Annotated in this window: 23 protein-coding genes; 7 read left to right on the top strand and 16 right to left on the bottom strand. The window is 60.9% G+C overall.

The genetic code is table 11. The features are described from left to right. Window positions 1-9: 9 nt before the first annotated feature. The 14 genes from AC3IT6_RS19665 to antA all read right to left on the bottom strand — a co-directional run bounded on the left by AC3IT6_RS19665 (window position 10) and on the right by antA (window position 12,891). Window positions 10-798, bottom strand: coding sequence for an SDR family oxidoreductase (locus AC3IT6_RS19665; RefSeq protein ID WP_150755161.1), 789 nt, complete (start codon window positions 796-798; stop codon window positions 10-12). Next, window positions 795-1,388, bottom strand: a complete 594-nt coding sequence (locus AC3IT6_RS19660) for a cysteine hydrolase family protein (RefSeq protein WP_223448380.1) — start codon at window positions 1,386-1,388, stop codon at window positions 795-797. Before AC3IT6_RS19660 ends, AC3IT6_RS19665 begins: the two co-directional genes overlap by 4 nt. After that, window positions 1,388-1,921, bottom strand: a complete 534-nt coding sequence (locus AC3IT6_RS19655; protein ID WP_489352129.1) for an aromatic-ring-hydroxylating dioxygenase subunit beta — start codon at window positions 1,919-1,921, stop codon at window positions 1,388-1,390. The genes AC3IT6_RS19660 and AC3IT6_RS19655 overlap by 1 nt, the downstream gene beginning before the upstream one ends. Then, a complete protein-coding gene (locus AC3IT6_RS19650; RefSeq protein ID WP_489352127.1) occupies window positions 1,911-3,242 on the bottom strand; it encodes an aromatic ring-hydroxylating dioxygenase subunit alpha in 1,332 nt (443 codons plus the stop codon). Before AC3IT6_RS19650 ends, AC3IT6_RS19655 begins: the two co-directional genes overlap by 11 nt. A 17-nt stretch (window positions 3,243-3,259) precedes the next feature. Beyond that, window positions 3,260-4,204: a PDR/VanB family oxidoreductase gene (locus tag AC3IT6_RS19645; protein WP_489352125.1), complete on the bottom strand. Its 945-nt coding sequence runs from the start codon at window positions 4,202-4,204 to the stop codon at window positions 3,260-3,262. Between the two features lie 242 nt (window positions 4,205-4,446). After that, a complete protein-coding gene (locus AC3IT6_RS19640) occupies window positions 4,447-5,250 on the bottom strand; it encodes an alpha/beta hydrolase (protein ID WP_489352123.1) in 804 nt (267 codons plus the stop codon). A 6-nt stretch (window positions 5,251-5,256) separates the two neighbouring features. Further along, window positions 5,257-5,943: an ABC transporter ATP-binding protein gene (locus AC3IT6_RS19635; protein WP_423505495.1), complete on the bottom strand. Its 687-nt coding sequence runs from the start codon at window positions 5,941-5,943 to the stop codon at window positions 5,257-5,259. After that, complete coding sequence (locus AC3IT6_RS19630; RefSeq protein WP_489352120.1) at window positions 5,936-6,685, bottom strand: ABC transporter ATP-binding protein; 750 nt, start codon at window positions 6,683-6,685, stop codon at window positions 5,936-5,938. The genes AC3IT6_RS19635 and AC3IT6_RS19630 overlap by 8 nt, the downstream gene beginning before the upstream one ends. Continuing rightward, complete coding sequence (locus AC3IT6_RS19625) at window positions 6,682-7,698, bottom strand: branched-chain amino acid ABC transporter permease (protein WP_489352118.1); 1,017 nt, start codon at window positions 7,696-7,698, stop codon at window positions 6,682-6,684. Before AC3IT6_RS19625 ends, AC3IT6_RS19630 begins: the two co-directional genes overlap by 4 nt. 10 nt (window positions 7,699-7,708) lie before the next feature. Beyond that, window positions 7,709-8,620 carry a branched-chain amino acid ABC transporter permease gene (locus tag AC3IT6_RS19620; RefSeq protein WP_489352116.1) on the bottom strand — a complete coding sequence of 304 codons (912 nt, stop codon included), beginning with the start codon at window positions 8,618-8,620 and terminating at the stop codon, window positions 7,709-7,711. A gap of 66 nt (window positions 8,621-8,686) precedes the next feature. Beyond that, window positions 8,687-9,847, bottom strand: a complete 1,161-nt coding sequence (locus AC3IT6_RS19615) for an ABC transporter substrate-binding protein (protein ID WP_489352114.1) — start codon at window positions 9,845-9,847, stop codon at window positions 8,687-8,689. A gap of 104 nt (window positions 9,848-9,951) precedes the next feature. Then, window positions 9,952-10,974, bottom strand: coding sequence for an anthranilate 1,2-dioxygenase electron transfer component AntC (antC, locus tag AC3IT6_RS19610; protein WP_489352112.1), 1,023 nt, complete (start codon window positions 10,972-10,974; stop codon window positions 9,952-9,954). A 19-nt stretch (window positions 10,975-10,993) separates the two neighbouring features. Then, window positions 10,994-11,485 carry an anthranilate 1,2-dioxygenase small subunit gene (gene antB / locus AC3IT6_RS19605; RefSeq protein WP_150755152.1) on the bottom strand — a complete coding sequence of 164 codons (492 nt, stop codon included), beginning with the start codon at window positions 11,483-11,485 and terminating at the stop codon, window positions 10,994-10,996. A gap of 2 nt (window positions 11,486-11,487) precedes the next feature. Continuing rightward, complete coding sequence (gene antA, locus AC3IT6_RS19600) at window positions 11,488-12,891, bottom strand: anthranilate 1,2-dioxygenase large subunit (protein WP_489352109.1); 1,404 nt, start codon at window positions 12,889-12,891, stop codon at window positions 11,488-11,490. Between the two features lie 361 nt (window positions 12,892-13,252). Between antA and AC3IT6_RS19595 the strand changes: the two genes are divergently transcribed. The 3 genes from AC3IT6_RS19595 to AC3IT6_RS19585 all read left to right on the top strand — a co-directional run bounded on the left by AC3IT6_RS19595 (window position 13,253) and on the right by AC3IT6_RS19585 (window position 16,773). Beyond that, window positions 13,253-14,503, top strand: a complete 1,251-nt coding sequence (locus AC3IT6_RS19595; RefSeq protein ID WP_489352107.1) for an OprD family porin — start codon at window positions 13,253-13,255, stop codon at window positions 14,501-14,503. Window positions 14,504-14,762: 259 nt separating this feature from the next. Continuing rightward, a complete protein-coding gene (locus tag AC3IT6_RS19590) occupies window positions 14,763-15,776 on the top strand; it encodes an AraC family transcriptional regulator (RefSeq protein WP_223448392.1) in 1,014 nt (337 codons plus the stop codon). 1 nt (window position 15,777) lies between these two features. Next, a complete protein-coding gene (locus AC3IT6_RS19585; RefSeq protein WP_489352104.1) occupies window positions 15,778-16,773 on the top strand; it encodes an AraC family transcriptional regulator in 996 nt (331 codons plus the stop codon). Window positions 16,774-16,954: 181 nt separating this feature from the next. Here AC3IT6_RS19585 and AC3IT6_RS19580 read toward each other — a convergent pair whose 3' ends face one another. After that, window positions 16,955-18,472 carry an efflux transporter outer membrane subunit gene (locus tag AC3IT6_RS19580; protein WP_489352102.1) on the bottom strand — a complete coding sequence of 506 codons (1,518 nt, stop codon included), beginning with the start codon at window positions 18,470-18,472 and terminating at the stop codon, window positions 16,955-16,957. A gap of 87 nt (window positions 18,473-18,559) precedes the next feature. On the opposite strand from AC3IT6_RS19580, the gene AC3IT6_RS19575 reads away from it, so the two are divergent. The 3 genes from AC3IT6_RS19575 to AC3IT6_RS19565 all read left to right on the top strand — a co-directional run bounded on the left by AC3IT6_RS19575 (window position 18,560) and on the right by AC3IT6_RS19565 (window position 23,562). Next, complete coding sequence (locus AC3IT6_RS19575) at window positions 18,560-19,180, top strand: TetR/AcrR family transcriptional regulator (RefSeq protein ID WP_109633246.1); 621 nt, start codon at window positions 18,560-18,562, stop codon at window positions 19,178-19,180. Between the two features lie 177 nt (window positions 19,181-19,357). After that, complete coding sequence (locus AC3IT6_RS19570) at window positions 19,358-20,479, top strand: efflux RND transporter periplasmic adaptor subunit (protein WP_489352099.1); 1,122 nt, start codon at window positions 19,358-19,360, stop codon at window positions 20,477-20,479. Beyond that, window positions 20,476-23,562 (top strand): efflux RND transporter permease subunit, encoded by a 3,087-nt coding sequence (locus tag AC3IT6_RS19565; RefSeq protein WP_489352097.1) that lies wholly within the window; start codon window positions 20,476-20,478, stop codon window positions 23,560-23,562. Before AC3IT6_RS19570 ends, AC3IT6_RS19565 begins: the two co-directional genes overlap by 4 nt. Before the next feature lie 89 nt (window positions 23,563-23,651). On the opposite strand, the gene pdxR is transcribed toward AC3IT6_RS19565, so the two are convergent. Then, window positions 23,652-25,151: a MocR-like pyridoxine biosynthesis transcription factor PdxR gene (gene pdxR / locus AC3IT6_RS19560; RefSeq protein ID WP_489352095.1), complete on the bottom strand. Its 1,500-nt coding sequence runs from the start codon at window positions 25,149-25,151 to the stop codon at window positions 23,652-23,654. A 134-nt stretch (window positions 25,152-25,285) separates the two neighbouring features. Between pdxR and serC the strand changes: the two genes are divergently transcribed. After that, window positions 25,286-26,368, top strand: a complete 1,083-nt coding sequence (gene serC, locus AC3IT6_RS19555; protein WP_489352093.1) for a 3-phosphoserine/phosphohydroxythreonine transaminase — start codon at window positions 25,286-25,288, stop codon at window positions 26,366-26,368. Window positions 26,369-26,463 lie beyond the last annotated feature (95 nt).

Here is a 26,463-nt window from a genome sequence, read left to right as displayed (position 1 = left end):
TTATCAGATTTATTGGCTGTCACGGTGTTGTTGGAACCACACGCGCGGCGACACGCCGCGGTCTGGCCCGAGAATCGAAAAACCGCCGTCCACTGGCACATCGACACCGGTCATCCAACCGGCACCGGCGCTGCACAGAAAGGCCACAACGCTGCCGATCTCATGACCCCGGCCGATGCGCCCGAGCGGATGAAAGGGCGCCCCGACCCGATCGGCCAGCTGCGGATCGTTATCGCTGAACTCGGCGACGCTGGGCGACCAGGTCCAGGCCGGGGATACGCTCAGCACTCGGATTTGCTCCGGGGCCAGGGTCATGGCCAGGTTTTTCGTCAGTTGCAGGATGCCGGCCTTGGAAGCGGGGTAGAGCGCGCGCCCGGCTGCGCCGAATTTGCCGCCGGTACTGCCGATGTTGATCACCACGCCACCGCTGGGCAGGTGCACGGCGGCTTTCTGGGTGAAGATGGCCGCCGATACCAGATTGACGTTCAGGGTTTTCAGCCACTGTGCGCGGTCCGAGGCCAGCCCCTGATCGGCGTACAGGCAAGCGTTGTTGACCAGTATGTCGAGCCTGCCGAAGCGGGCCAGCGTGGCAGCGATGCACGCGTCTATGTCTTCGTCGCGCTCCACATCGCAGGCGCAGAATCCGCAATCCAGCGCTTGCGCCAATGCCTGACCACTGTCGGCGTTGCGCCCCACCAGCATCACCCGGGCACCCTCAGCCAACAGCTGCCGAGCGATGTCCAGACCCAGCCCCTGGGTGCTGCCGGTCACAATCGCCACTTTGCCTTCGAGCATCATGACAAGTCCTCCAGAGCTTCGTTGACGTGACTGATACGGGCGATCAGCGCCATGCTCGCCAGTGAGGCCGCGTGTGCGCCGCTGTCCGCGCTGGCGCAGGCATCCGCTGCGACCGTCACCTCGAAACCGCAATCCACCGCATGGCGCACGGTGCTTTCCACCACCGAGTGGGTCGCCACGCCGGCGATCAACAAGTGCGAGGGATTGAACCGGCGCACCACGGTTTCCAGCGGTGAGCCATAAAACGCATTGATCCGGTTATGGGTGACGACGAACTCGTGGCGGCTGTTCAGTGGGGCAAGAGCGCTGAGGAACTCCGCGCCCCAACTGCCTTCCCGGACCGCGCCAAGGGCGGCGACCGTGCGCAGGATCGGCGCGTTCTGGATAAGGTCGGCGTAGTCCGGGCGGAACGCCACACGCACGTGGACGATCGGCCAGCCCTTGGCGCGTGCGCCGGCGAGCAATCGACCGGCAGCATCGAGCAGCGCGGAACGCACGCTGTCATCGGCCCCCAGCCCGACCCGAATCTTGCCCTCGGGGTGCAACACGTCGTTCTGATAGTGCAGGGTGATCACCAGCGGCGCGTTCATCACACGAACACCTCAAGGTTGGCGAACACATCGTTGCAGTTGATGAGGTCCACGCGCTTGAGCTGGATCTGCCAGCCACCACCGTCCTGGGCGGCCAACTTGTAGGTGTAGCGACCGGCGAGCTGGCGTTGTTCCAGGCGCCATTCGCTGTACTGGAAGCTGGCGCTGACCACCAGCAGGCCCAGGGCGTCGAGACCTTCGACCATCACGTTGCCGACCAGGTGCGCGGTTTGGGTCTGCGGTTGCTGGGACCAGTTGCGGGCGTTTTCCACCCGCCGGATCCGCACTTCGCGCAGCATGCGGTTTTCCCAGAACAGCGAGATATGGTCGAACGGGTTGGCTTGCTCGTGTTTGTGCGGCACCCAATACATGCCGGTGTCGGTGAACAGCTTGTCCCACTCCCAGAAACGCCGCTCATCCAGCAGGCGCGCCTCCTGATAAAGAAACTGTTCGATCTGGCGCAGGGTCTCGGCAGGGACCTGGGCAGGGGTCAATTGGCGGGTGTCGACGTCGATTCGGCGGTCAAGCAGCATGGGTGCTTTCCTTGGCAATCAGGGTGGCGGTCATGAACTGTTTCCAGGCGGCGAACTGGTTGCGCATCGGCAGTTCGCTGGTGCCATTGGTGGACACTGCGCCGTCCTCCAGCGGCTTATCGGTGCCCGCGTAGCGGTGCATGCTGATCCACTCGCCACCGCGGGTCATGTTGCCTTCCTGGCAGCGGGCATAGACTTCGACGTCGTCGGGCATCACGTTGGAGGAGGGCGAGTTGATGACGTTGGCGTAGGTCAGCGCGCGGTCGAACACGGCATCCGGAGCACCCTTGCAGCGGAAGGTCTGGATCTCGACCATGGTCTGGTCCACGGCGATCGGGCGAATGACCCGGAATTGCATGAACACCGTGTGCGGCGATCCGCTGCCGTAAATCACCGTGTTGTGGCGGTTCATGCCCAGGATCTCCTTGGCACGCAGCTCGCCGTAGGCCTGGCTCAGGCATTCGAAGTGGGCGCGGGAGACCTCGTCGCGCTCGGCGGCGGCCGGGTCGAAGATCGCTTCCATGTAGCCGTGGCCGTTGTGGTAGGCGCGCAGTTCGAGCTTTTCCCAGAAGTCGTAGGGTTCGCCGTTACCGTCCATGATCAGCAGTTCGAAGGGCATTTCACCGATGGCTTCGGCTTCGCCACGCGCAGCGTCTACCGACGATTCGTGGGTCACGCGGGCGTGCATGGTGTCATGCAGGTTCTCGTAGAACACTTTCCAGTTCGAGCGCTGCTGAACACGGAAGATACCGCCGGCCACCTCGACTTCACCGACCGGTGAGCGGTCGCACAGGTTGTCGATGGAGGTGATGACGCCGCCCAGAAATGTTTTCAGGTCCGGTCCGAACGCCGCCTGGCTGGCGAACACGAAGCCGCGATACGTCTCGACGCGAGCGACGCTGACCATGGAAAAATCCGGATGCCTGGGGTCGTAGCAAGTGCCTTCGAAACCACTCTTGAGCGGCGCCGACAGATGCTGGCCGTCGAGTTTGAAGGTCCAGGCGTGGTACGGACAGCGGAAGAATTTGCCGACACTGCCGTCTCCGTCGGCCACCAGTTTGGCGCCCTTGTGCGGGCAGCGGTTGTACAGCACGCTGACCTGCTGGTTGGCGCCGCGCACCATGATCACGTCCTGATCGCCGATGCGCGTGGTGTGATAGTCGCCGGGGTTCTTGACCTGGCTTTCATGGCCGACGTAGATCCAGGCGTTGCCGTAGATGCGCTCCATCTCCAGCTTGAACAGGGTCGGGTCGGTGTAGACGCTCTTGTGTACGCTGTCCTCGCGGATCAAGGCAGCGATTTGCTCGTTGGTCGGTATCACGGGATGTCCTCGGCTTGTCACAGATCGAGCACCAGCAGCGCGCTGCTGGCACGGGAGACACAGGTACAGAAACTGCCGCTGGCGCGGTCGCGCTCCGACAGGCAGATGTCGCGGTGATCGGGCTGACCGCCGATGACTTGGGCGACGCACACCCCGCAGTCACCCCGTCGGCAGTCGAACATCGGGTCCAGGCCGGCCTGGAGCATGGCCTCCAGCACGCTTTGCCCGGCGGCCACTTGCAGGTTCACGCCGCTTTCGCGCAGGTGCACCTCAAAGCCTTGATCGCCGGCCACTTCCAGGGCGCCGCTGAACAGTTCGTAATGCAGGTGATCTTCTGCCCAACCCTGTTCACGAGCGCAGGCCAGCACGCTGTTGAGCATGGCGCTCGGGCCGCAGATGTAGAGGTGCAGGCCGGGTCTTGGCGCGGCCAGGATCGCGGCGGCAGGAAAGCGCTTTTGCGGGTCGCCGCCGCTGATCCAGCAATGGTTGTCCAGGCAGGCGCGGGCCTCTGGCAGATAAGCCATCTGTGCTTCATCGCGACCGGCGTAGTGCAGGGTGAAGGGCTTGCCCGCCGCTTGCAGCGACCTGGCCATGCCAAGCATGGGCGTGATGCCGATGCCACCGGCGATCAGCAGGGCATGTTCGGAGTTTTCACACAGTGGGAAGTGGTTGCGTGGCGCATCGGCCAGCAGTTCATCGCCGACCTTGAGCGAGTGCACCCAACGCGATCCACCTGTACTCGCCTCTTCGAGCTGGACGGCGATTTCGTAGTGTTCGCCGTCGGGCAGGTTGACCAGCGAATAGGCACGGCGTTGAGCGCGACTGCCTGGGACATGCAACTCGAGGTGCGCCCCGGCGGTGAAACCCGGCAGTGGCTGGACGTTGCTGGACACCAGCAGCACGCGGCGGATTCTGGAGGTCAGAGGCTCGATCTGTTGGACCCTGAGCGAGAGGCTGGACATACGCAATTCCTGTCTGAATTCGTAGTCACTTTATGAAGCTTGAGGGGGGCAAAAAAGCCGCAAACGGCAAACCGGTATCCACATCTGGCGAGAGTGATTCACTTCCTGAAAACACCGCGCGCAATCTGGATACTGCACCCCGTACCCTGTAGGAGCGAGCTTGCTCGCGATGGTTGTCAACGATGACGCGGGGATCCTGATTCCCCGCGGTGTTCTCTGGTTCATCGCGAGCAAGCTCGCTCCTACAGGGAATGGGGGGGCAGGTGTTTCGACAGTGCCCGCACGTGTTCGCCATCAACCCTGGCCAGATCGTCCAGAACCGCGAAGTGATGACACCCTGCAAGCTCGACGAGGCTTGCGGTTTGGCCGGCCTCAAGGCAGGCACTGACGTATTCGCGCGAGTGCCGAATCAACTCCGGCAACTCATCCCCGCCCACGGTCACCAGCAACGGTGCGCCATCGCCGATCAGCCTTTGCGGGCTATAGCGCTCGATGTCCTCTGCGCTCAGTTGCAGCTTGTCGTTCAGCCAGCAGCGACTGATGGGTTCCAGCTCCATCAGGCCGCTGATCGGCATGGCCAGGGTCACCAGCGGATGCCGGCGATGCAGCGCGGTCAGATGGCCACCCGCCGAGTGCCCGCACAGGACCACCTGCTGACCGATGTTCAAGGCTTCGCGATGCGCCAGCAGGTAGTCCAGTGCCTTGCCGATCTGGCCGACGATGGTGCCCATGCTCGCCTCGGGCGCCAGGGTGTACTCCAGCAACCCGACATTGAAACCCGCTTCGATCAGGCCCTCGGCGATAAAGGCGTAGACGTCCTTGTCCGAGGCCTGCCAGTAACCGCCATGAATGAACAGCAGTGTCGACGCCCCGACATTCGCCTGGGCATACCAGTCGAAACGCTCGCGCATGGCATTGCCATACGCCACGTCACGCTGCCAGGCGTGGCTCGCATAGGTCTGGGCACTGCGCTGGCGAAAACGCTGCATGATCTGTGGAAAATTACCCACGGCGGCGACGTTGTTGTAGGCCTGATTGAGGTCCATGGTTGCTCACACTCCCAGGTAGCGTTGCGACAGTTCGGGTTGAGCGGCCAGCTCCAGCGGTGTGCCATCCCAGACCTGTCGTCCCTTCTCGATAATGTGATGGCGGTCGACCACTCGCGCCATTTCCTTGAGGTTCTTGTCGATCACCAGAATCGTCTCGCCCTCAGCCTTGAGGGTGGCCAGGCAACTCCAGATCTGCTCGCGAATGATCGGCGCCAAGCCTTCAGTGGCTTCGTCAAGAATCAGCAGGCTGGGGTTGGTCAGCAGCGCGCGGCCGACCACCAGCATCTGCTGCTCGCCACCCGACAGCGTGCGTGACAGCTGCTCCTGGCGCTCCAGTAAGCGCGGGAACAGTTCATAGACTCGCGCCAAATCCCACTTGCCCCGCGTGGCGGTGGCCAGCAGATTTTCCCGCACACTCAAGGTGCCGAAGGCGCGTCGGCCCTCCGGCACCAGCCCCAGGCCGGCCTTGGCGATGCGATAGGGTGCTGCACCGCGCATTTCCGTGCCGTTGATGCGGATGCTGCCGGCGCTGGGCTTGAGCAACCCCATGATTGATTTGACCGTGGTGGTCTTGCCCATGCCGTTGCGGCCGATGAGCGACACCACCTGGCCCTGCTCGATGCTCAGGTGCATGTCGAACAACACCTGGCTCAAGCCATAGCCCGCTTTCAAGCCTTGAACTTCAAGCATGTTCTTCTCCCAGGTAAGCGGCCCGTACTTGCGGGTCGTTGCGCACTTGTTCGACGCTGCCGGTCAGCACTGTCTGGCCGTACACCAGCACCGTGATGCGGTCGGCGAGGGCGAATACCGCGTCCATGTCGTGTTCGACCAGCAGGATCGCGTAACGGCCCTTGAGGCTGTGCAGCAGCTCGGTCATGCGCGCGGATTCGTCGGCCCCCATCCCGGCCATCGGCTCATCGAGCAATAGCACCGAAGCTTCCTGAGCCAGTGCCAGGGCGATCTCCAGTTGCCGCCGTTCTCCATGGGAAAGTTCGTGGACCGGGTCTTGCGCGCGAAGGCCCAGGCCCACCTGCTGCAAGTAGCCCAGCGCCGGCTCCAGCAGGCGGGTGTCGCGGCTCAGCGGACGCCACATGCCGAACGTCTTGCCGTCGCGGGCGGCGATGGCCAGGGCGACGTTTTCCAGCAGGGTGAACTCGGTATACAGCTGGCTGACCTGGAAGGCCCGCGCCAGTCCCAGGCGCGGCCGCTGCCAGGCCGGTACGCGGGTGATGTCCTGGCCATTGAGATGAATCTGGCCCTGGTCGGGGAAAATCTCGCCGGCAATCTGTGCGATCAAAGTGGACTTGCCAGCGCCGTTGGGGCCGATGATGGCGTGCAGTTCGCCCTTGAGCAGTTCGAGGCTGGCGCCATTGGTGGCTTTTACTGCACCGAAGGCTTTGTGTAGATCACGAATCGACAGTTGTGCGCTCATGGGCGTGCCTCCACGGCGGCGTTCGGTTTGACGGCAACCACCTTCGGCTTGCGCTGCAACAGGCTCAGCAGCAAACCGTAGACGCCTTTCTTGCCGAACAGCACCACCAGTAACAGCAGGGGGCCGAAGATCAGCATCCAGTGCTCGGTCCACTGGCTCAGTACCTGTTCAAGGCCCAGGTAAGTGGCCGCGCCCAGCAGTGGGCCGAGCAGGGTGCCGACGCCGCCGAGGATCACCATCGCCATCAGCTCGCCGGACTTGTGCCAGGCGCCCATGTCGGGGCTGACGAACAGCGCGTAGTTGGCCCACAGAATCCCGGCCAGGCCACCGCCGGTGCCGGCGATCACAAACGCCGTCAGGCGATAGCGCAAGGGTTTGAGGCCCAGGCTGACGCTGCGCCGCTCGCTCTGCTTGAGCCCGCGCAGGACAAAACCGAATCGTGAATTGACCAGTCGCCGGCACAGCAGCAACCAGCCGGACAGCAAGACCACGCACAGGTAGTAGAAGTGGTTGGCGTCACCCAGATCCAGTGCGCCGAAGGTATTGCGCTCGTTGAGCAGAATGCCGTCGTCGCCTCCGTACAGCGACAGCGAGCCGAGCACGAAGTAGAGCATCTGGCCGAACGCCAGTGTGATCATGATGAACTGCACGCCGCTGGTGCGCAGCGACAGGTAACCCACCAGCAGCGAGAGCAGCGCGCACACCAGCAGGGCCAGCGGCCACACCACCAGCGCACTGTTGCTGCCTTCCCAGCCCCACAGCGGCAGGCCTTGGGAAGTGTGAAAGGCAATGATGCCAACGATGTAACCGCCCAGGCCGAAGAACGCGGCATGGCCGAAGCTGACCATGGCGCCATAGCCGATCAGCAGGTCCAGGCTGATGGCCGCCATGCCGTAGATTGCAAGACGAGTGAAAAAGCTGACCAGGTAAGGTTCGTGTAACCAGTGGGCCAGCAGCGGCATGCAGGCGAAGGTCGCCAGGCACGCAAGGTCGATGATGAGGCGTGGTGACATAGCGTTCTCCTCAGGCGCGGGCCGGCAGCAGGCCGCGCGGGCGCACCAGCAGCACCAGGGCCATGACGATGTAGGCGCTGGCGGAAATCAGCCCGGCGCTCAGGGTGCCGCTGGTTTCGCTGGGCAGCAGTTGGTCCAGCAGCGGCGGAATGTAGGCACGGCCCAGGCTATCGACCATGCCGATCAGCAAGGCTCCCACCAACGCGCCGCGCACCGAGCCGACACCGCCGACGACGATGACCACGAAAGTGGTGATCAAGATCTTTTCACCCATGCCGATCTCCACCGACAGCAGCGGTGCCGCCATGAAACCGGCCAGGCCGCACAGCACGCAGCCGAATACGAACACCAAGGTGTACAGCCGGGCGATGTTGACGCCCAGCGCGCCGACCATTTCATGGTCGTCGGCACCGGCGCGAATCAGCATGCCCAGGCGCGTGTGGTTGATCAGCAGCCACATGCCGACTGCCACCACGAGCCCTGCGGCGATAAACAGCAGCCGGCTGACCGGGTACATCAGCCCTGGCAGCACTTCGACAAAACTTGAATACCATTGGGGCGTGGGCATCGCCGGTGGGCTGCGGCCGAAGATCAGGGTCAGCAGTTCGTTGCTGAAAAACACCACGGCCAAAGTCGCCAGCACCTGATCCAGGTGATCGCGATTGTAGAGGCGGCGCATGATCGAGGTTTCGATCAGCGCGCCGTAACAGGCCGAGCCGATCAGCGCGGCCAGGCCACCCAGCCAGAACGAACCGGTGGCCATGGCGGTGTAGGCGGCACAGAAAGCGCCGACCATGTAGAAGGCACCGTGGGCCAGGTTGATCACGCCCATGATGCCGAAAATCAGGGTCAGGCCTGAGGCCAGCAGAAACAGCAAGGCGCTGTATTGCAGGCCGTTGAGAATCTGTTCGAGCAATAACATTGCTGCGTTCCTCATGAAAACGCCCCGCAGTTGTGCTGCAGGGCGAGGACGGGATTCAGGTGCCGGTCAGATCGAGCATTGAGCGGCGTAGCTGTCGACGTGGCGGGTCGCCAGGGTCTTGATCGGCACTTCGATCAGCTTGCCGTCGGCGCCGGCCTGCACTTGCAGCAGGTACCAGTCGATCACCGGGTGCTGGTTCTGGGCGAAGCTGAAGTCACCGCGAATGGAATCGAACTTGACGTTCTTCATGGCCGCGCGGAAGGCCGCCTGGTCTTTGAGATTGCCCTGGGAGGTTTTCAGGGCGGCGCCGATCAGTCGGGCCGTGTCGTAAGTCTGGGCGGCATACACCGTCGGGACGCGCTTGTATTTCTCGGTGAAAGCCTTGACGAAGGCCTGGTTGGCCGGGTTGTCCGATTGCGGGTTCCACAGGGTGACGATGTTGGTGCCCTTGGCCACTTCGCCGGTGGCGGCGAGCATGCGTTCATCCATGGAGAACACCGGTACCACCATCGGGATGTGCGCCGACAGGCCCGAGCCGCCGTATTGCTTGGCGAAGTTGATACCGCCGCCGCCCGGGTGAAACTGGAAGATCGCATCCGGCGCCAGCGCACGCACGCGCGCCAGTTCCACCGAGAAATCCAGCTGGTTGAGCTTGGTGTAGATCTCGGTCACTTCGCCCTTGAAGGTGCGCTTGAAGCCGGCCAGTGCGTCACGGCCGCCCTGATAGTTGGGCGCCAGGATCACCATCTTCTTGTAGCCCAGCTCATTGGCGGCGACACCGGCCATTTCGTGCGGGGTGTCGTTCTGGTAGGAGCCGACGAAGTAGTTGGCCATGCACTTTTCACCGGCCAGGGTCGAGGGCGCGGTGTTGTTGCTGACGTAGAAACCGTCCTTGGTGGCGGTGTTGATCACGGCCGCCAGCACGTTGGAAAAAATCACCCCGGTGTACAGCGAGATACCGTCCAGGCTCATGCGGTCGGCGATCTGCTTGGCCTTGGCCGGTTGCAGGCCATCATCTTCCACGATGAGTTGCACCGGCACGCCGCCGAGCTTGCCGCCTTCCTGATCGATCGCCAGCTGAAAGCCATCTCGCGAGTCTTCGCCCAGGTAGCCGGCGGGGGTGGAGAGGGTGGTGATGAAGCCGATTCGGACAGGCTCCACGGCCTGGGCAGCCGTCGCTGCGCAGAGGGAGGTTGCCAGACATGCACGCAATACCAGGTTTTTCATGAGGCGGCCTATGAAGTAGGTCGTGCCAACGCACGGTAGATATCGATGAGGGCAGTGATTCAGTGTTCGGTCGGGCCGATTGATTGTTGTTATGGGTCGCTGTGTCAGCTGTTGCTCTCGGTGAACTTCTCCAGGTAAAGGCGGCTTTGATCCAGGTCTTGCTGCTGACGCCAGTCCTTGATCGACTCGACCATTGGCGGCGGGCCGCACAGGTACAGGTCGAACGGCTGGTCACGCAGCTCGGCCAACTCCAGGTGTTCGGCGATATAGCCGGTCTTGCCCGGCCAGTCGGGGTCGGGGTTGCTGACCACGGGTGTGAAACGGAACCCCGGGATCCTGGCGGCATAGGCCTCGATGCGCGAGACCTCACACAGGTCCGCGGCCTCGCGCACGCCGTAGTAGAGGTGTACCGGGTGACCGCAGCCATGCTGCTCGGCGATCTGGTCGAGCATGCCGAGGAACGCCGACAGCCCGGTGCCGCCGGCCACCATCACCAGCGGGCGGTCGATATGGCGCAAGTAGAAGGCACCCAGCGGCGCTTCCATGTGAATCACGTCACCGACCTGGCATCGATCGCGTACATAGTCGGTCATCACGCCGCTGGGCAGCAGGCGAATGAGGAACTGCAAGTTGCTGCTGCCCGGCGCGCAGGCAAAGGAGTACGAGCGCCGATGCTCGGTGCCCGGTACTTGCAGGCGTGCGTACTGGCCCGGCAGATAGTCCAGCGCCGCGCCTGCTGCGCCGACTTCCACGTGCACGATCGCGGTGGTCGGGGAGACCTGTCGCACCTCGCTCACGGTGCCTTGCAGACTGCTCGGGCCGCTGCTGCCGCAGAGGCTGGAATCGAAATCGAAGTAGAAAGCGGCGTCCGACTGCACACGTGTCTGGCAGGTCAGCACCTTGCGCTCAGCCAGGTCGCCGGCCGACAGCGCTTCATCGTCCACGTAGTCCTGGGTGTACTGTCCGGATTCACAGCGGCCCTGGCACGTCGCGCAAACCCCTTCGCGGCAGTCCAACGGAATCTTGATCCCGCTGCGCAGGGCCGCGTCGAGCAGGATTTCATTGTTCTGCACGTTGCAGAAGAGTGTTTTGCCGTCGGCGAAACTGAAGGCGACCTTGTACGTCATGGGCGTTAATCCGCAGGGTTCAGAGGTGGTAGAAATCGAGTACGGAGTTGATCGTGTCGTTGAGCAGCACCACGTGTTTGCGGGCGATCTTCCAGCTCTCGCCGTCGGGGCGCAGGCGATAGGTGGCGCGGCCGAAGAACTGTTCAGCGGTTTGCATGCGGTAGTACAGGGTGCTCCAGTTGACGCGCACCTCCAGCTCATCATCCTGCAGCGGCACGATGCGCACGTTGCTGATCAGGTGCAGGGTGCGCGGCATCGGAATGGTCGACGCCGCCTTGCCGGTGCGAATGCGGAACACCCGGTCTTCCAGGCCACCCCGGTTGGGGTAGTAGATCAGCGACATGCCTTTTTTCGGGTCGGTGGTGTAGACGTGCTCCGAATCCCATTGCGGCAGGTGGAACTCGCTGTCGTCACTGAACATGGCCAGGTAGGTGTCCCAGTCCTGGGCATCACAGGCCTCGGCGTTGCGGTAAAGAAATTGCTCGATGCGGTATTGCAGTTGCGAATTCATGTTCACACCTCACGCAGTTTCAACGGTTGTTGTTCGGCCGCCTTGCGCGCCAGGCCTTCGAGCAAAAAGCGTTGCCAGTTGGCGTGCTGGTTGACGTACAGGCCTTCATGGGTGAACTCGGTGCCGGTCAGTGCCGGCGCGATGCCAATGGCTTCGCTGTTGCGGGTGGCGCCTTTGACCCACTTGCCTTCGCCACGGGAAATGTCGCTCCAGCGTTCCAGGCGGGCCTGGAAGCCGCGCTGGGCTTCACGAAACTCCACCAGGTCATCGGGGGTGCCCATGCCGGACACGTTGAAGAAGTCTTCGAACTGGCGAATGCGGTTTTCCCGATCGGCATCCGATTCGCCGACCACACCCAGGCAGAAGCTGTTGATCTCGGTTTTGTTCCAGGCCAGCGGGCGGATGATCCGCAGTTGCGAGCTGATCTGGTCGAGGAAGAACATGCTCGGGTAGACGTTCAAGTTGCGCAGGCGATGCATCATCCACTCGGCCTTGCCCTGGCCATGTTCCTTGACCAGGCGCGGCATGATGCTGGCGTAGCCCGGGCGCACGGCCGGGTTGGGCATGTCGCTGAACAGCACGCTGTGACCGTTGTGGAACGCGAACCAGCCGTCGTCGGTTTCCTTGTCGCCGGCACCCAGCTTGCTGTAGTCCAGGGTGTCGCCGGCGCTCAGGCCTTTTTCGGTGTTGACCTGCTGGCGGTGCTGCACAGTGGCCACGTAGTTGTAGTGGACAGTGCTCACGTGATAACCGTCCAGGCCGTTCTCGTTCTGCAGTTTCCAGTTGCCGTCGTAGGTGTAGGCCGACTTGCCCGGCAGCACTTCGAGCTGACCGGTAGGCGACTGCGCCACCATCATGTCGAAGAACACCTTGGCGTCACCGAGGAAGTCTTCCAGGGTGTCGGTGCCCTCCACGTTGAGGCTGACGAACACAAAGCCGTTGTAGCTTTCGATACGGGCCTTTTTCAGGCCGCGGGTGGCCTTGTCGAAGCCTTCGGGGTATTCGCCCGGCGCCTTGACCTTCACCAGTCGCCCGTCGCTTTTGTAGCACCAGGCGTGGAAGGGGCAGGTGAAGGTTGACTGGTTGCCCTTGCCGACGCGGGTGAGGGTGGTGCCGCGGTGCTGGCAGGCGTTGATCAGGGCGTTGAGACGACCTTCACCATCACGGGTGATGATCAACGGCTGGCGCCCGGCACGCATCGTCATGAAGTCGTGATTATTGGCGATCTCGCTTTCGTGGCAGGCGTAGATCCAGTTCTTCTCGAAAATCAGTTCCATTTCCAGATCGAACAATTCCGGGTCGGTAAACATATCGCGGGCAATACGATAAACACCGTCTTGCGGGCGGAAGTCCAGGCAACTTTCTATGTAATTTTTCCACTGTTCGACACTTCGTGCAGTTGTCATATCCCAGTCCTCGGCCAATGGGCTAATTCATGGGTTAATTTAACGCCGTGGTGGCTGGCAGGGTCTATCCGCTTATTAGTGGAAACCCATCCGGAAAATAAGCCCTGATACTCGACTGTCGGCGATCTATCCCCGTAAACACTGGCTTTTGTCGCGCTTGTCGGCTGAGCAAATGGCTATTTGTCGTTCAGTAACGGGATAGCCGCTGACGAACTTGTTGCGGCTTAATTTCAATCGAAGCACCACCAGAGTGTCTCGCTGCAGGTCGCTGGAAACTGCCATCTCTCATGGCCTTGGGTTCCGTACCAGAAGTGCCTTCTATTCATGTGTTGCTATATAAGCGGCCGGGGGAAGAAATAATATGTTGCATAAAGCGTGGTTAGTTCGGGGGGTTCAAACAGTTGGCTTGTTGACGCCATTGTTGGCACAGGCGGATGTGGTCAACGACAGCAAGCTGACGTTGGGTACCCGCAACTTTTACATTGATCGGGATTACAAGGAGAACAACCCGCCCCATTCGCGAGTGGGCAGTTGGACCCAGGGTTTCGACCTGCGTTTCGCCTCCGGCTATACCGAAGGCCCGGTGCAGTTCGGCCTCGATGCAGAGGCGCAGTATGCCTATCGTCTGGACGGCGGTGGCGGGCGCGGCGATGACACCATCATCCCTTACAGCCAGAGCCGTCAGGAGCAGGCCGATGAATACGGCCGTGGCGGTGTGACGCTGAAAATGCGCTACTCGAAAACCGAGCTGAAAGTCGGTGAGTTGCGGCCGTTGCTGCCCGTGGTGATCATTGACGATTCGCGCCAACTGGTCACGACCTATCGCGGTGCCTTGCTCGAGTCCAAGGAAGTCGACCGTCTGACATTGACCGCCGGACGGCTGACGGAGATCGGGGCGCGTAACTCCTCCAACTACGAAAAGCTGTACCTGCAGACCGGTTCCGGCGTGCGCCACGGCAGCGACGGCCTTAACCTCGCCGGCGCCAGTTATGCCTTCACTCCTTCGCTGACCGGCACCTACTTCTACGCGCAACTGGAAGACATCTATCAACAGCACTACCTGGGTATCACCCATCTGGCGGATCTGGGCGACGGTTATGGGCTAAAGACCGACCTGCGTTACTTCAACAACAGCGAAGACGGCGATGCCCTCTACGGCGACATCGACAACCGCTCCTACGGTGCCATGACCTCGCTGAAAAAGGGCGGGCACCGCTTTGGCGTGGGATATCAGCGCATGCTCGGCGACAGCAACTTCCCGACCCTGGGCGGTTTTGTCCCGCAGCCGTTTCTGGTGAACTGGTCGCGGGTGGGGTTCATCAAGCCCAACGAAAAATCCTGGCAGGCCCGTTATGACTACGATTTCGCCGCCCTCGGCGTGCCCGGCCTGAATTTCATGACCCGCTACTTCAAGGGTACGTCGGTGGACCGTGGCGACAACCTCAGCCAGGCGGCGGAGCAGGAGCGTGACCTGGTGCTGTCTTATGTGGTGCAAAGTGGCCCGCTCAAAGGCGTGGGGGTGGAGGCCGGCAACGTCGTTGCCAAATTCAGCCACGGCAATGACTGGGTGGAGAACCGCCTGATCACCACTTACACCTGGAAATTTTGGTAACGTCCTGCCCTCAAATCGAACGCGGTTGTGCGCTGAAGTGACGCCTTGGGTAGCGCATTACCCATGGCGTTGACCCTTGCCGGCACCGTTGCTGTGCGCATCAACGCCGCACAGCGCGTTCGATATCCAGATAGTTTCCGATTACTAGCCAAAAAATGCGGATATCGCCTGTTCGCACCGGCTGGGCATAGCCCTTGCAAACCCAATGAAAATACGCGCCGAAGAGCGTGTCGATGTCCATTGCCGTGGGTGTACTGAGATGACCGAACCAAATGTTGCCCAGTTTCGAGATATCCGCATAGATCGCTACGACCTGGCCGGTGCCCGCGCGTGGATGGCCGGTATTTGCGGGCCGCACGAACTGCAGACCAGCCAGCCAAACCGGATTCAGTTTCACCACAAGGCCAATGTGTTCAAATCCATGTCCACGACCTTGGGCCGGATGGAATACGGCACCGACGTGACCATCGGCGTCGAGGATGCCGAACACCTCAATTGCTACAGCCTCAGCCTGCCGATTCGTGGCGAACAGGAGCTGCTCAAGGACGGTCGCCGGTTGTACTCCAACCAGGACCAGGGCCTGATCGTAACCCCCCACGAAACCCAGGCACTGACCATGGCCGGTGACTGCCACAAGATCTCCGTGGTGATCACCCGCATGGCCATGCGCCAGACCCTGGAAGGCATGCTGCAACGCCCGCTGGAAATGCCGCTGAAATTCGAGCCGGTGATGGATGCGGTCAACGGTGCCTCTGCCTCCTGGTGGCGGCTGGCCCGTTACTACATCGATGAGCTGGAGCGCGGCCAGGATCTGTTCAATCAAGTGTTCTTCACCCGCGATATCGAAAGCGCGCTGATCAAGGGCCTGATCCTTTCCCAGCCCAACAACTACAGTGCCGAACTGCGTGACCAACTGGGCGTCAAGTTGCCGTACTACCTGGTGCGCGCCAAGGACTTCATCGAAAGCAACGCCCGCGAAGACATGCACCTGGAAGACATCGAGGCGGCAGCAGGAGTGTCCCGCTTCAAACTGTTCGAAGGCTTTCGCAAGCACTTCGGCGTCTCGCCCATGGCTTACCTGAAAAAGTATCGCCTCGGCGCGGTGCGCCAGGAAATCCTCGAAGACGCCTCGGTGCGCAACATCTCCGTGATCGCGATGTGCTGGGGGTTCTCGCATCTGGGCCGGTTCGCCAGCGAATACCGCAAGCTGTTCAACGAAACGCCCAGTGCCACCCTGCAACGCAGCGAAGCCCGTCGCAACCGGTCGCTTTGAAATGACGACTTTACACGCGGCCACCGCCAACAGTGTGGGCCTGAACTTGTCGCTGATGTGCCGCGAGCCGGTCTTTACCAGCCGCTCGGCGCAGGAAACCCAGCGGTTGATGAGGCAAGTGCTGGTGGAGCATGAGCTGGATTGGCCGCGGGGCGGTGTCGATACGGCGTTCTATCGCGGCCAGGTCGCCAGTTGCGAACTGTATGCGCTGCGCTACGGCGGCCAGGTAGAGATCCGGCCGCAGCCTTTCGAAGATTTCGTGCTGGTACAGATGCCGCTGCGCGGCAATGCCACCCTTGAGTCCGACGGCATGGGCTATGGCGTCAGCCCCGGAGAAGTGGCGATTCTGTCCCCGCGTGAACACGCGCGTGTGGTGTGGGAGGAGGGCTGTGAGCAACTGATCCTCAAACTGCCCCGGGCATTGCTCGACGCCAGCCAGAGGGCGCTGGCCGATGACTTGCCGTCGGGCTTCACGTTGGCGCCGGTCAGCCGCCTGCAACGGCCACTGGCGATGCGCTGGTTTCGACTGGTCAGCGAGTTGCTGGAGCACTTGCCCGAGGGCGAAGCGAGCGCAACGCCTTCGCGCTGGTTGCAGCATCTGGAGCAAAGCCTGCCGCTGTTTCTGCTCAGCCATTGTGGCGTTGCGCAACAAGAGTCGCCTTCGCCGCGGCAGCCTACCCGCCAACTGCAAAAAATCGACAGTTGTATGCGCGAACACCTTGCGCAGGGCATCAGCCTGGCTGAGCTCGCGGTAGCCGCCGGGGTGAGCATTCGCAGCTTGAACACGCTATGCCAGCGCGAATACGGGCAAAGCCCGATGGACCGGTTGCGCGGATTACGGCTTGAAGCCGCGCGGGAATACTTGCTGGCGCGGCCGCACGCCAGTGTGACTGAAGTGGCGCTGGAGTTCGGGTTCGGGCATGTGGGGCGGTTTGCCAATTACTATCGGCAGCGGTTTGGAGAGTTGCCCAGGCAGACGATGAAGTCTCAGGCATGAACAAGAAACGCCAAAACGAAAAAACCCGCCAGAAGGCGGGTTTTTTGTGCTCAGAGATTTTGATCTCCGAACCTTGTCGACGACATGGACTCGAACAGATAAATAAGCATTTGTTTTACAATGAAATTATTTTGTTTTTTAGTATTCATATCCCTACGATTATCCTAATCCAGCCCGTATTTTATTGGAGTTCTTTCGATATCCCTGGATCAGGAAAAAACATTCGAGTTTCCGCTCTTTTTGAGACAACGCGAGCATCTGAGTCGTCTCGCTGCCAACCGCCGCCCAATGCTTTGAACGTGGCCACTGCAGCGCGAGCCGATTCAGTTTGTGCCTGGGCTCTGCCATCAGATGCCGCTAGGAGATGTTCATCGGCATCCAGCACTTCGATCAAGCTGACCACGCCTTTTTCATAGGCGGCAAACGATGTCGCTCTGGCTTTCGCATACGCCGACTCGCCCTGGGCGAGCTGGGTCGATTGTTGCTCGCGGTTGATCCGTGCCGAAACAGCGCTTTCCACATCTTCGCAGGCCCGCAGAACGGACTGGCGGTAAGCGGCCAAGGCTTCGGCTTCCTGGCCCTTTGCCAAATCAATCTGGGCGTTGATGCGGCCAAAATCGAACAGCCGCCAGCGTAATCCCAGTGCCGCCGAAGCCTGACTGGCGCCGTTGCTGAACAGGTTTGCGCTGGATACCGATGTAGCACTGCCGAGCAGCGCAGCCACAGACAGTTTGGGGTAGTACTCGGACATGGCTTCGCCGATGCGCGCGCTGGATGCCGCAAGACGGCGCTCCGCGACGATCAAGTCTGGACGCCGACGCAGCAGGTCGGCTGGAGCGCCCATGTCCGAGAGGCCTGGCACCTCAGGGATGGGCGCCGGCTTAGTCAACTGCGCGCTGTAAGTGCCGGGCGCCTTGCCCAACATGACATCCAGCGCATTCATTGCCGTGTCAATGCCTGCTTGCAGTACCGGCACGGTGGCCTGCGCTTGGTTCAGCGCGCCTTGGGTCTGGTTCAACTGCAGTTCAGCCGCCAGGCCTTTTGCGTAGAGATGTTCGATGGTGGTGAGCAGTTGTTGTCGTGTGTCTACTTGCTGCCGGGCAATTTCCAGGCGTGCTTGCAGGCCACGGATGCTGATGTAAAGGTCGGCTGTTTGCGCGACCACTGCCAGGCGTGTGGCAATCGCTCCGGCTTGCGAGGCCTGATAATCGGCGAAGGCCGCTTCTTTACCTCGGCGCAGCCCGCCAAACACATCCAGCTCCCAGCCGGCATTCAAGTTCGCCTCATAGGCACTGCCGTAGCGATTATAGGAAGGGTCTGAATTCAGCACTTGGCCCAACGGAGTCTCCAATGACTGACGGGCTCGGGCCGCTTGACCATTGACGGTAGCCGACGGCAGGAGGGCTGCGTTAGCTGCGCCCAAACCGGCGCGAGCCTGCTCGATCCTTGCGTTTGCCTGGGCTAAATCGAGGTTCTGTTCAAGTGCTCGATTTATCAGCTGACTGAGTATTGGGTCATTAAATGCGTTCCACCAAGCGGCGAGATCGTCATTTGCGGCGCCCAGTTGTCGTGCCTTGGACGTTTGCGCGGAGAAATGCTCGGGCAATTCCACACGGGGTTTTGAGTAGTCGGGGCCCACTGCGCAACCTGCAACCATACCCAAACACAGTAAGACGGCGAAACGAGGAGGAGGGTGCATGCGATACCTGCGAAAGGGTCGGTTTGTGACGATATTACAATTTGGTCACAAGTTGTCAACCGCCTTTGGGATGAGTAAGCTGCTCGCATGAATCAGCCATCCGTTTCTTCGCCCAGCGCCCGTGGCCCAGCCGATCACGACATCCGAGACCAGATTGTCGCGGCGGCCAACGAGCATTTCAGTCAGTACGGTTACGGTAAAACAACGGTTTCTGACCTAGCCAAGGCCATCGGTTTTTCCAAGGCTTACATCTACAAGTTCTTTGAATCCAAGCAGGCGATTGGTAACGCTATCTGTACAAATTGCCTGACGGAAATCGTTGCAGCTGTGGAGCAGGCCATCAATGCAGACGGCATCTCGCCGACTGAGCGTTTTCGGCGATTGGTCAAAACCCTAATCGCTACAGGTGTGAGCCTGTTCTTTAACGACCGCAAACTCTATGACATCGCAGCGTTCTCCGCGTCGGAGCGCTGGCCGAGCTCGCAAGTCTATGACGCTCAGATCAAGAACTTTGTGTTGCAAATCGTGCGTGAGGGGCGAGAACTCGGCGAGTTTGAACGCAAGACTCCGCTGGACGAGACGGTAGAGGCGATTCATCTCGCTCTGCGGCCCTTCATCAATCCTCTGCTATTGCAGTACAACCTCGATTTTGTTGAAGAAGCCCCTTCTCTCATCTCCAATCTTGTTCTGCGCAGCCTGATGCCTTAAACCTCTGCTGACGGATGCACTGCGCATCCGTATCAGCGTGTGCGCCTGAAAAAACTAGATATCGAGCCTCTTTGCTTTGCTCTGATCAAGTGGGCGATGTTCCTTCATCTCGGTAGTGACTATTGACAGAAATGGTCACTTGAATAAACATGGGGCATCCGCTACTGAGAGGTCTCTATGATCCAGCGCCCCCACCTGTCATTCATTTTCATTGGCTTGTTGCCGTTTGCCCTGACGGCCTGCAACGAGGCCACGCCTGCAGATCCTCGTCTCCAGATGCCCTTGGTGCGCATTGGTGTGGTTCAACCCTCAGCACCTGCGGCACGGGTATTCACCGGTATCGTCGCGGCTCGAGTTCAGAGCGATCTCGGTTTTCGGGTGCCTGGGAAAGTCTTGGAGCGCTTGGTGGACTCTGGGCAGAGTGTCAAGCGCGGGCAGCCCCTTATGCGCATCGATGCCAACGACCTGACGCTGACCGCGCGGGCACAGCAGGAAGCGGTACTGGCCGCCATGGCCCGAGCCCGGCAGGCCTCCGATGACGAGCTTCGCTACCGTGATCTGGTGTCCGTCGGAGCGGTATCTGCTTCAGCTTACGCAGGGTTCAAAGCAGCTGCCGACTCGGCGAAAGCCCAACTCAACGCTGCCCAGGCCCAGGCTGATGTGGCGAAAAACGCGACCGGTTATTCGACGTTGCTGGCGGATGCTGACGGGGTGGTAGTGGATACCTTGGCGGAGCCGGGGCAGGTAGTTGGCGCAGGGCAGGTGGTGGTACGCGTTGCCCATTCAGGGCAGCGCGAGGCCGTGATCCAGTTACCCGAGACGCTACGTCCTGCGCTGGGCTCGGCGGCGACGGTTGAGCTATACGGCCAGCACCAGACTGCAGGTAAAGCGCGTTTACGCCAGCTGTCCGACTCTGCGGACCGACAGACCCGAACGTTTGAAGCGCGTTATGTGCTGGAGGGGGCGCTCTCCAACGCCACCCTGGGTTCGACGATCTCAGTGGTTATCGCTGACACGGATGTTGCTGATGCCAAGGAATTACAGGTGCCCATGGGGGCCCTCTACGACGCCGGTAAAGGCCCGGGGGTCTGGGTGGTGGGCGGGGAACCTGAGCAGGTGGCATGGCGCCCGATCAAGGTTCGCGGCCTGAATAATGAGGCCAGCGTGCGCGTGACGGGGGATCTGCAGGTGGGTGATCGTGTTGTCGCATTGGGTGCTCACTTGCTGAGCGAGGGAGAGAAGGTCAGGACTGAACTCGCCGATGCTCCGCAAAATTCAGTGGTTGAGGTAAGTCGATGAGCGGCTTCAATCTTTCGGCGCTGGCCGTACGCGAGCGCTCAATCACCCTGTTTTTGATCCTGCTGATTTCTGTGGGTGGGTTGTACGCCTTCTTCAAACTGGGGCGTGCGGAAGACCCTGCATTCACCATTAAACAAATGACGGTGGTCACCGCCTGGCCTGGGGCGACGGCCCAGGAGATGCAAGACCAGGTGGTAGAAAAGCTGGAAAAACGCATGCAAGAACTGCGTTGGTACGATCGGACCGAGACCTTTACCCGGCCCGGCTTGGCATTCACTACGGTGTACCTGCTCGACAGCACGCCGCCTTCAGCCGTCCAGGAGGAGTTTTACCAGGCGCGCAAGAAAATTCTGGATGAGCAGAAGGGGTTACCGTCTGGGGTGATCGGCCCGATGGTCAATGATGAGTATTCCGATGTCACCTTCGCGCTCTATGCGCTCAAGGCCAAGGGCGAGCCCCAACGTCTGTTGGTGCGCGAAGCCGAGAGCTTGCGCCAGCGTTTGCTGCATGTAGCGGGTGTGAAGAAGGTCAACATCATCGGTGAACAGGCCGAGCGCGTTTTTGTCGAGCTGTCCTACGAGCGTCTGGCGACACTGGGCATTTCTGCACGAGACATCTTCAGTGCGTTGAACACGCAAAACATGATAACGCCGGCCGGTTCGGTAGAAGCGAAGGGGCCCCAGGTTTTCATCCGCCTGGATGGCGCGTTTGATGACCTGCAGAAGATTCGCAATACCCCGCTGACAGTGCAGGGCAGAACCCTCAAGTTGTCCGATGTGGCTGAGGTCAAGCGTGGTTATGAGGACCCCGCGACGTTCCTGGTACGCAACAACGGCGAGCCGGCACTGTTGCTCGGCGTGGTCATGCGCGACGGCTGGAACGGCCTGGATTTGGGGAAGTCGCTGGACGCTGAGGCCACAGCGATCAACGAGCAGATGCCTTTGGGCATGAGCCTGACCAAGGTCACGGATCAGGCGGTGAATATTGGCGCCTCCGTCAACGAGTTCATGGTGAAGTTTTTTGCTGCCTTGGGCGTGGTGCTGCTGGTGTGTTTTCTCAGCATGGGCTGGCGTGTCGGCGTTGTGGTTGCCGCGGCGGTGCCGCTGACCCTGGCGGCCGTGTTCATTGTCATGGCGGCCACGGGCAAGGACTTTGATCGAATTACCCTGGGCTCGTTGATTCTGGCGCTGGGACTGCTGGTGGACGATGCAATCATTGCCATTGAAATGATGGTGGTGAAGATGGAGGAGGGCTACGACCGAATCAAGGCCTCCGCTTATGCCTGGAGCCACACGGCCGCGCCGATGTTGTCGGGAACGTTGGTGACGGCGATCGGCTTTATGCCCAACGGTTTTGCCAAGTCGACCGCTGGTGAGTACACCGCGAACATGTTCTGGATCGTTGGCATCGCGCTGATCACCTCCTGGGTGGTGGCCGTGGTGTTTACACCTTACCTGGGCGTCAAACTGCTGCCGCAGATCAAGGTGCCTGAAGGCGGGCATACGGCGATTTACGGTACACCGAACTACCAGCGTTTCAGGCGCCTGCTGGGCAGTGTGATCCGCCGCAAAGGCCTGGTGGCGACATCTGTCGTGGGCTTGTTTGTTGCTGCGATTCTGGGCATGGGCGTGGTCAACAAGCAGTTCTTCCCAACGTCCGACCGACCTGAGGTGCTGGTTGAGGTGCAGATGCCTTACGGCACCTCTATCGAACAGACTGATTTGGCGGCGGCCAAGGTCGAGGCGTGGTTGGCTCAGCAGCCGGAGGCCAAGATCGTCACCGCTTACATTGGCCAGGGCGCGCCGCGCTTCTACTTGGCGATGGCCCCTGAACTACCCGATCCGTCCTTCGCAAAAATCGTCGTCCTGACGCGGAATCAGCAAGAGCGTGAGGCGCTCAAGATTCGGCTCAGGCAAGCCGCGGCCGATGGTTTGGCGCCTGAAGCCCGCGTGCGGGTGACGCAGTTGGTATTTGGTCCTTACTCACCGTATCCGGTGGCCTTTCGGGTGATGGGCGCCGACCCCGCAGTGTTGCGGGATATCGCCGCTCAGGTGCGTGCGGTCATGAGCGTCAGCCCCATGATGAGGACCGTCAACACCGACTTGGGCGAGCGCGTGCCGGCACTTCATCTCACGCTGGATCAGGATCGCCTGCAAGCATTCGGCTTGACCTCGAGCGATGTCGCGCAACAGCTGCAATTCCTGCTCACGGGGGTGCCTGTCACCGAGGTGCGTGAGGACATTCGTTCGGTTCAGGTGGTCGCTCGCTCCGCTGGTGAGACGCGTCTGGATCCATCGAAAATTGCCGCCTTCACGCTGACCGGTGTCCAAGGCCAGCGCGTTTCGCTGTCCCAGGTAGGGGCGGTGGATGTGCGCATGGAGGAGCCCATCCTGCGGCGTCGTGATCGGACGCCGACCATCACCGTGCGCGGTGACGTGGCTGAAGGTCTTCAGCCCCCCGATGTCTCCAACGCCTTGATAACGCAGTTGCAGCCCATCATCGAAAAACTGCCGGCGGGCTACCGCATTGAGTTTGCCGGCGCGATCGAGGAGTCGGGTAAAGCAAACAAGGCATTGTTGCCGTTGTTCCCGATCATGATCGCGCTGATGTTGCTGACCATCATCATTCAGGTGCGCTCGATGTCGGCAATGATGATGGTGTTCGCCACCGCGCCTTTGGGCCTGATTGGAGTGGTGCCAATTCTGCTGCTGTTCCAGCAGCCGTTCGGGATCAACGCCTTGGTGGGATTGATTGCCTTGTCAGGGATTCTGATGCGCAACACGCTGATCCTCATTGGCCAGATTCACTCTAATAAGCAAGCCGGTCTGTCGCCTTATGACGCAGTGGTCGAAGCCACTGTGCAGCGTGCACGGCCAGTGATTCTCACGGCGTTGGCGGCGATGCTGGCGTTCATTCCGCTGACCCATTCGGTGTTCTGGGGAACGCTGGCGTACACCCTGATTGGCGGTACGTTTGCCGGCACCGTGCTGACCTTGGTGTTCCTGCCAGCGATGTACGCCCTCTGGTTCAAGATCAAGCCTGAGCCCGCGCATGAGCGCGTTACCGCGTGGCATTCATCGTAGGCACGTGACAGCGCCTGAAACATGTCTGCCCCGTAGCGTTGCGCAGAAAAGGGCACGGTACCCTGCAGCTCGGCCAGCCATTCGCTGTCCTATTTCTTGCTCAGCGCATTGGCCAGGCGCAGCATGGCCGCTTCGATTTCATAGGCGGCCAAGGACGAATAGCCCAATAGCCAACCTTGTTTCTTTTCCTGGCCGGCGTACAGCCGGCTGAGGCCGGGCAGTTGCACGCCCGCGCTGGCGGCTTGGCGGATGGTCTTTTCCTCCGACCAGCCATCGGCCAGCAGGCAGGGAATCTGCAGCCCGCCTTGGGGGCGTAAGGCCGTGGCAATGCCGTCCAGGTGCTTGCCGATGGCATCGAGCATGGTTGCACGGCGTCCGGCGTAGAGTTTGCGCATGGCCCGGACGTGGGAGTTGTAGTGGCCGTCTTCCATGAAGCGCGCCAGGGTCAGCTGAAGGATCTGTGGCGTGTGGCCGTCCATGATGCTTCGCGCGTAGGTGAAAGCTTTGACCAGCTCGAAAGGCAGCACCATGTAGCCCATCCGCAACCCCGGATAGAGCGTCTTGCTGAAGGTACCGAGGTAGATCGTGCGCTGGTATTTGTCCAGGCCCTGCACGCACGCGGTCGGCAGCCCGTCGTAGTGGAACTCGCTGTCGTAGTCGTCCTCGATGATCCACTTGCCATGCTCGGTCGCCCATCTGATCAGCTCGAGTCGGCGTTCCAACGGTAAGGTCGCCCCGGTAGGGTATTGATGAGAAGGCGTGACATAAACGCAATTGGCGCCGCTGCGGTCTGCCTGCAGCAGGTCCGTGCGTATGCCCAGTGCGTCGACGTCAATGGGCACGACCTTGGTCTCAGCCGTTTCAAAGGCCTTCTTGGCGCCGTAGTAGCCCGGGTTTTCCAGCAGGATCGGTTTGCCGGCGTCCACTAGCAGTTGGGCACACAGGAACAGGGCTTGGCGAGTACTGCTCAACACCAGGATCTGGTCGGGGGAGCATTTGGCCCCGCGTTCGAGGTTCAAGTAGGTGGCGATGGCCTTGCGCAGAGGCTCGGCGCCTTGCGGGTCGCCATGCAGCAGGACGTTACCCCGGTAGTCCTTCATGACCTGGCGTTGCAGGCGTTCCCATATATCGGTGGGAAAGGTACGGGTTTCCGGCAGCCCTGTGGCAAAGGCCTTGATCACCTGTTGATCGGTAACTCCACCACTGTCGAAAATCATCCGGCCGCGCCGGCTCAAGCCCGATCCTGGCGTCGCCTCGCTGCGTTTGGTGTCTTGCAATTTCATGCGCCGGCGCGCAGCCCCGCGTAATTCGGTGCCAACCGTCTCGGATACATAGCTGCCCGAGCCCTCGCGCCGCACGATGAAGCCATCACGGTGCAATTGCACATAGGCGTTCTCGACCGTGTCGCGGGCAACGCCGAGCGTCTTGGCCAGGGCCCGGGTCGCCGGCAGCTTCAGGCCAGAGTCAAGGGCACCATCGAGGATCAGTGCACGCAGGGCTCGCTGAATCCGCTGATGCAGATCCAGCATCTGAAACTCGGCATCGTTGAGTCGCATCTTCAGCGTTTCGAGCTCGAAGGTTTTCGCCATGCGGTCTGCCTCATGTGAATAAATTGGCCTGCAAAGGCAGGCCAGTTTATCCGTAGACTCTGTCCGTCGCTATTGCCTTTGTGCTCGGCGATCTATCGCTGGGTGGGCAACTTTGAACAGGGCTGGATTAAGGTATGGCAAGGTCACACAACTTCAGCGCAGGGCCAGCCGCGCTGCCGCTTGAAGTGCTTCGGCAAGCGCACGAAGAGTTTTTCGATTTCGCCGGTACCGGCATGTCGGTGATGGAAGTCAGCCATCGCTCAGAGGTGTTCATGGAACTCGCTTATCAGGCCGAACAGGACCTGCGGGCGATTCTGCAGGTGCCCAACCAGTACAAGGTGCTGTTCGTGCAGGGCGGCGCCTCGCAGCAGTTTGCCCAGGTGCCGATGAACCTGTTGGGCGACAAAGGGACTGCGGACTATCTGCATACCGGGCTCTGGTCGGGCAAGGCCATCCAGGCTGCTCAGCGCTACTGCGACGTTCGTATCGCCGCCAGCAGCAAGGCTTCTGACTTTGATCGCATCCCCGCCGTGACGGACTGGAACCTCAACCCGAACGCCGCTTATCTGCACTACACAGAGAACGAAACGGTACACGGCGTGCAATTCGCCGGCGCGCCATGCGTGTCGGTTCCTCTGGTCTGTGACGCGTGCTCAAGCCTGCTCTCCAAACCCATTGATGTGGCCAAACACGGCCTTATCTATGCCGCGGCGCAAAAGAACATGGGGCCGGCGGGGCTTACCATCGTGATCATTGACGCCGCGCTACTCGATGCCGCGCTGGAGGTAACTCCCGACATTCTAAATTACGCGCACATCGCCAACGCGGATTCGATGCTCAATACGCCGGCGACCTTTGCCTGGTACCTCACCGGTTTGACACTCAAATGGATTCAACGCTGCGGGGGTATCGAGAAGATCCACCAGACCAACCAGGCCAAGGCCGAGCTGCTGTATCGCACGATTGACGACAGCGACGGGTTCTATCGCAACAGTGTGCAAGTGCCGTTTCGCTCGATCAACAACGTGCCGTTCGTGCTCGCCGATACCGCGTTTGAAAAGGACTTCCTGCACCAGGCCGATCAGTCCGGATTCAAAGGCCTCAAGGGCCATGCCTCGGTCGGCGGCGTCAGGGCCAGTATCTATAACGCGGTCACGCTGCTGGCTGTCGAGGCATTGACCGATTTCATGAAGGACTTCGCCCGGGTGCATGGCTAAGGCAAGGACCGCCGCAGGGCTAAACAGGCCATTGCAGCGCTATAAATCACTTTCCAGTCGAGGCCAAGCACCTCGCTTTGCAAGGAGCAAAGTAA

It is taken from the genome of Pseudomonas sp. KH_017, from assembly GCF_057840285.1.
This window is presented reverse-complemented; position numbering and strand designations above follow the sequence as displayed.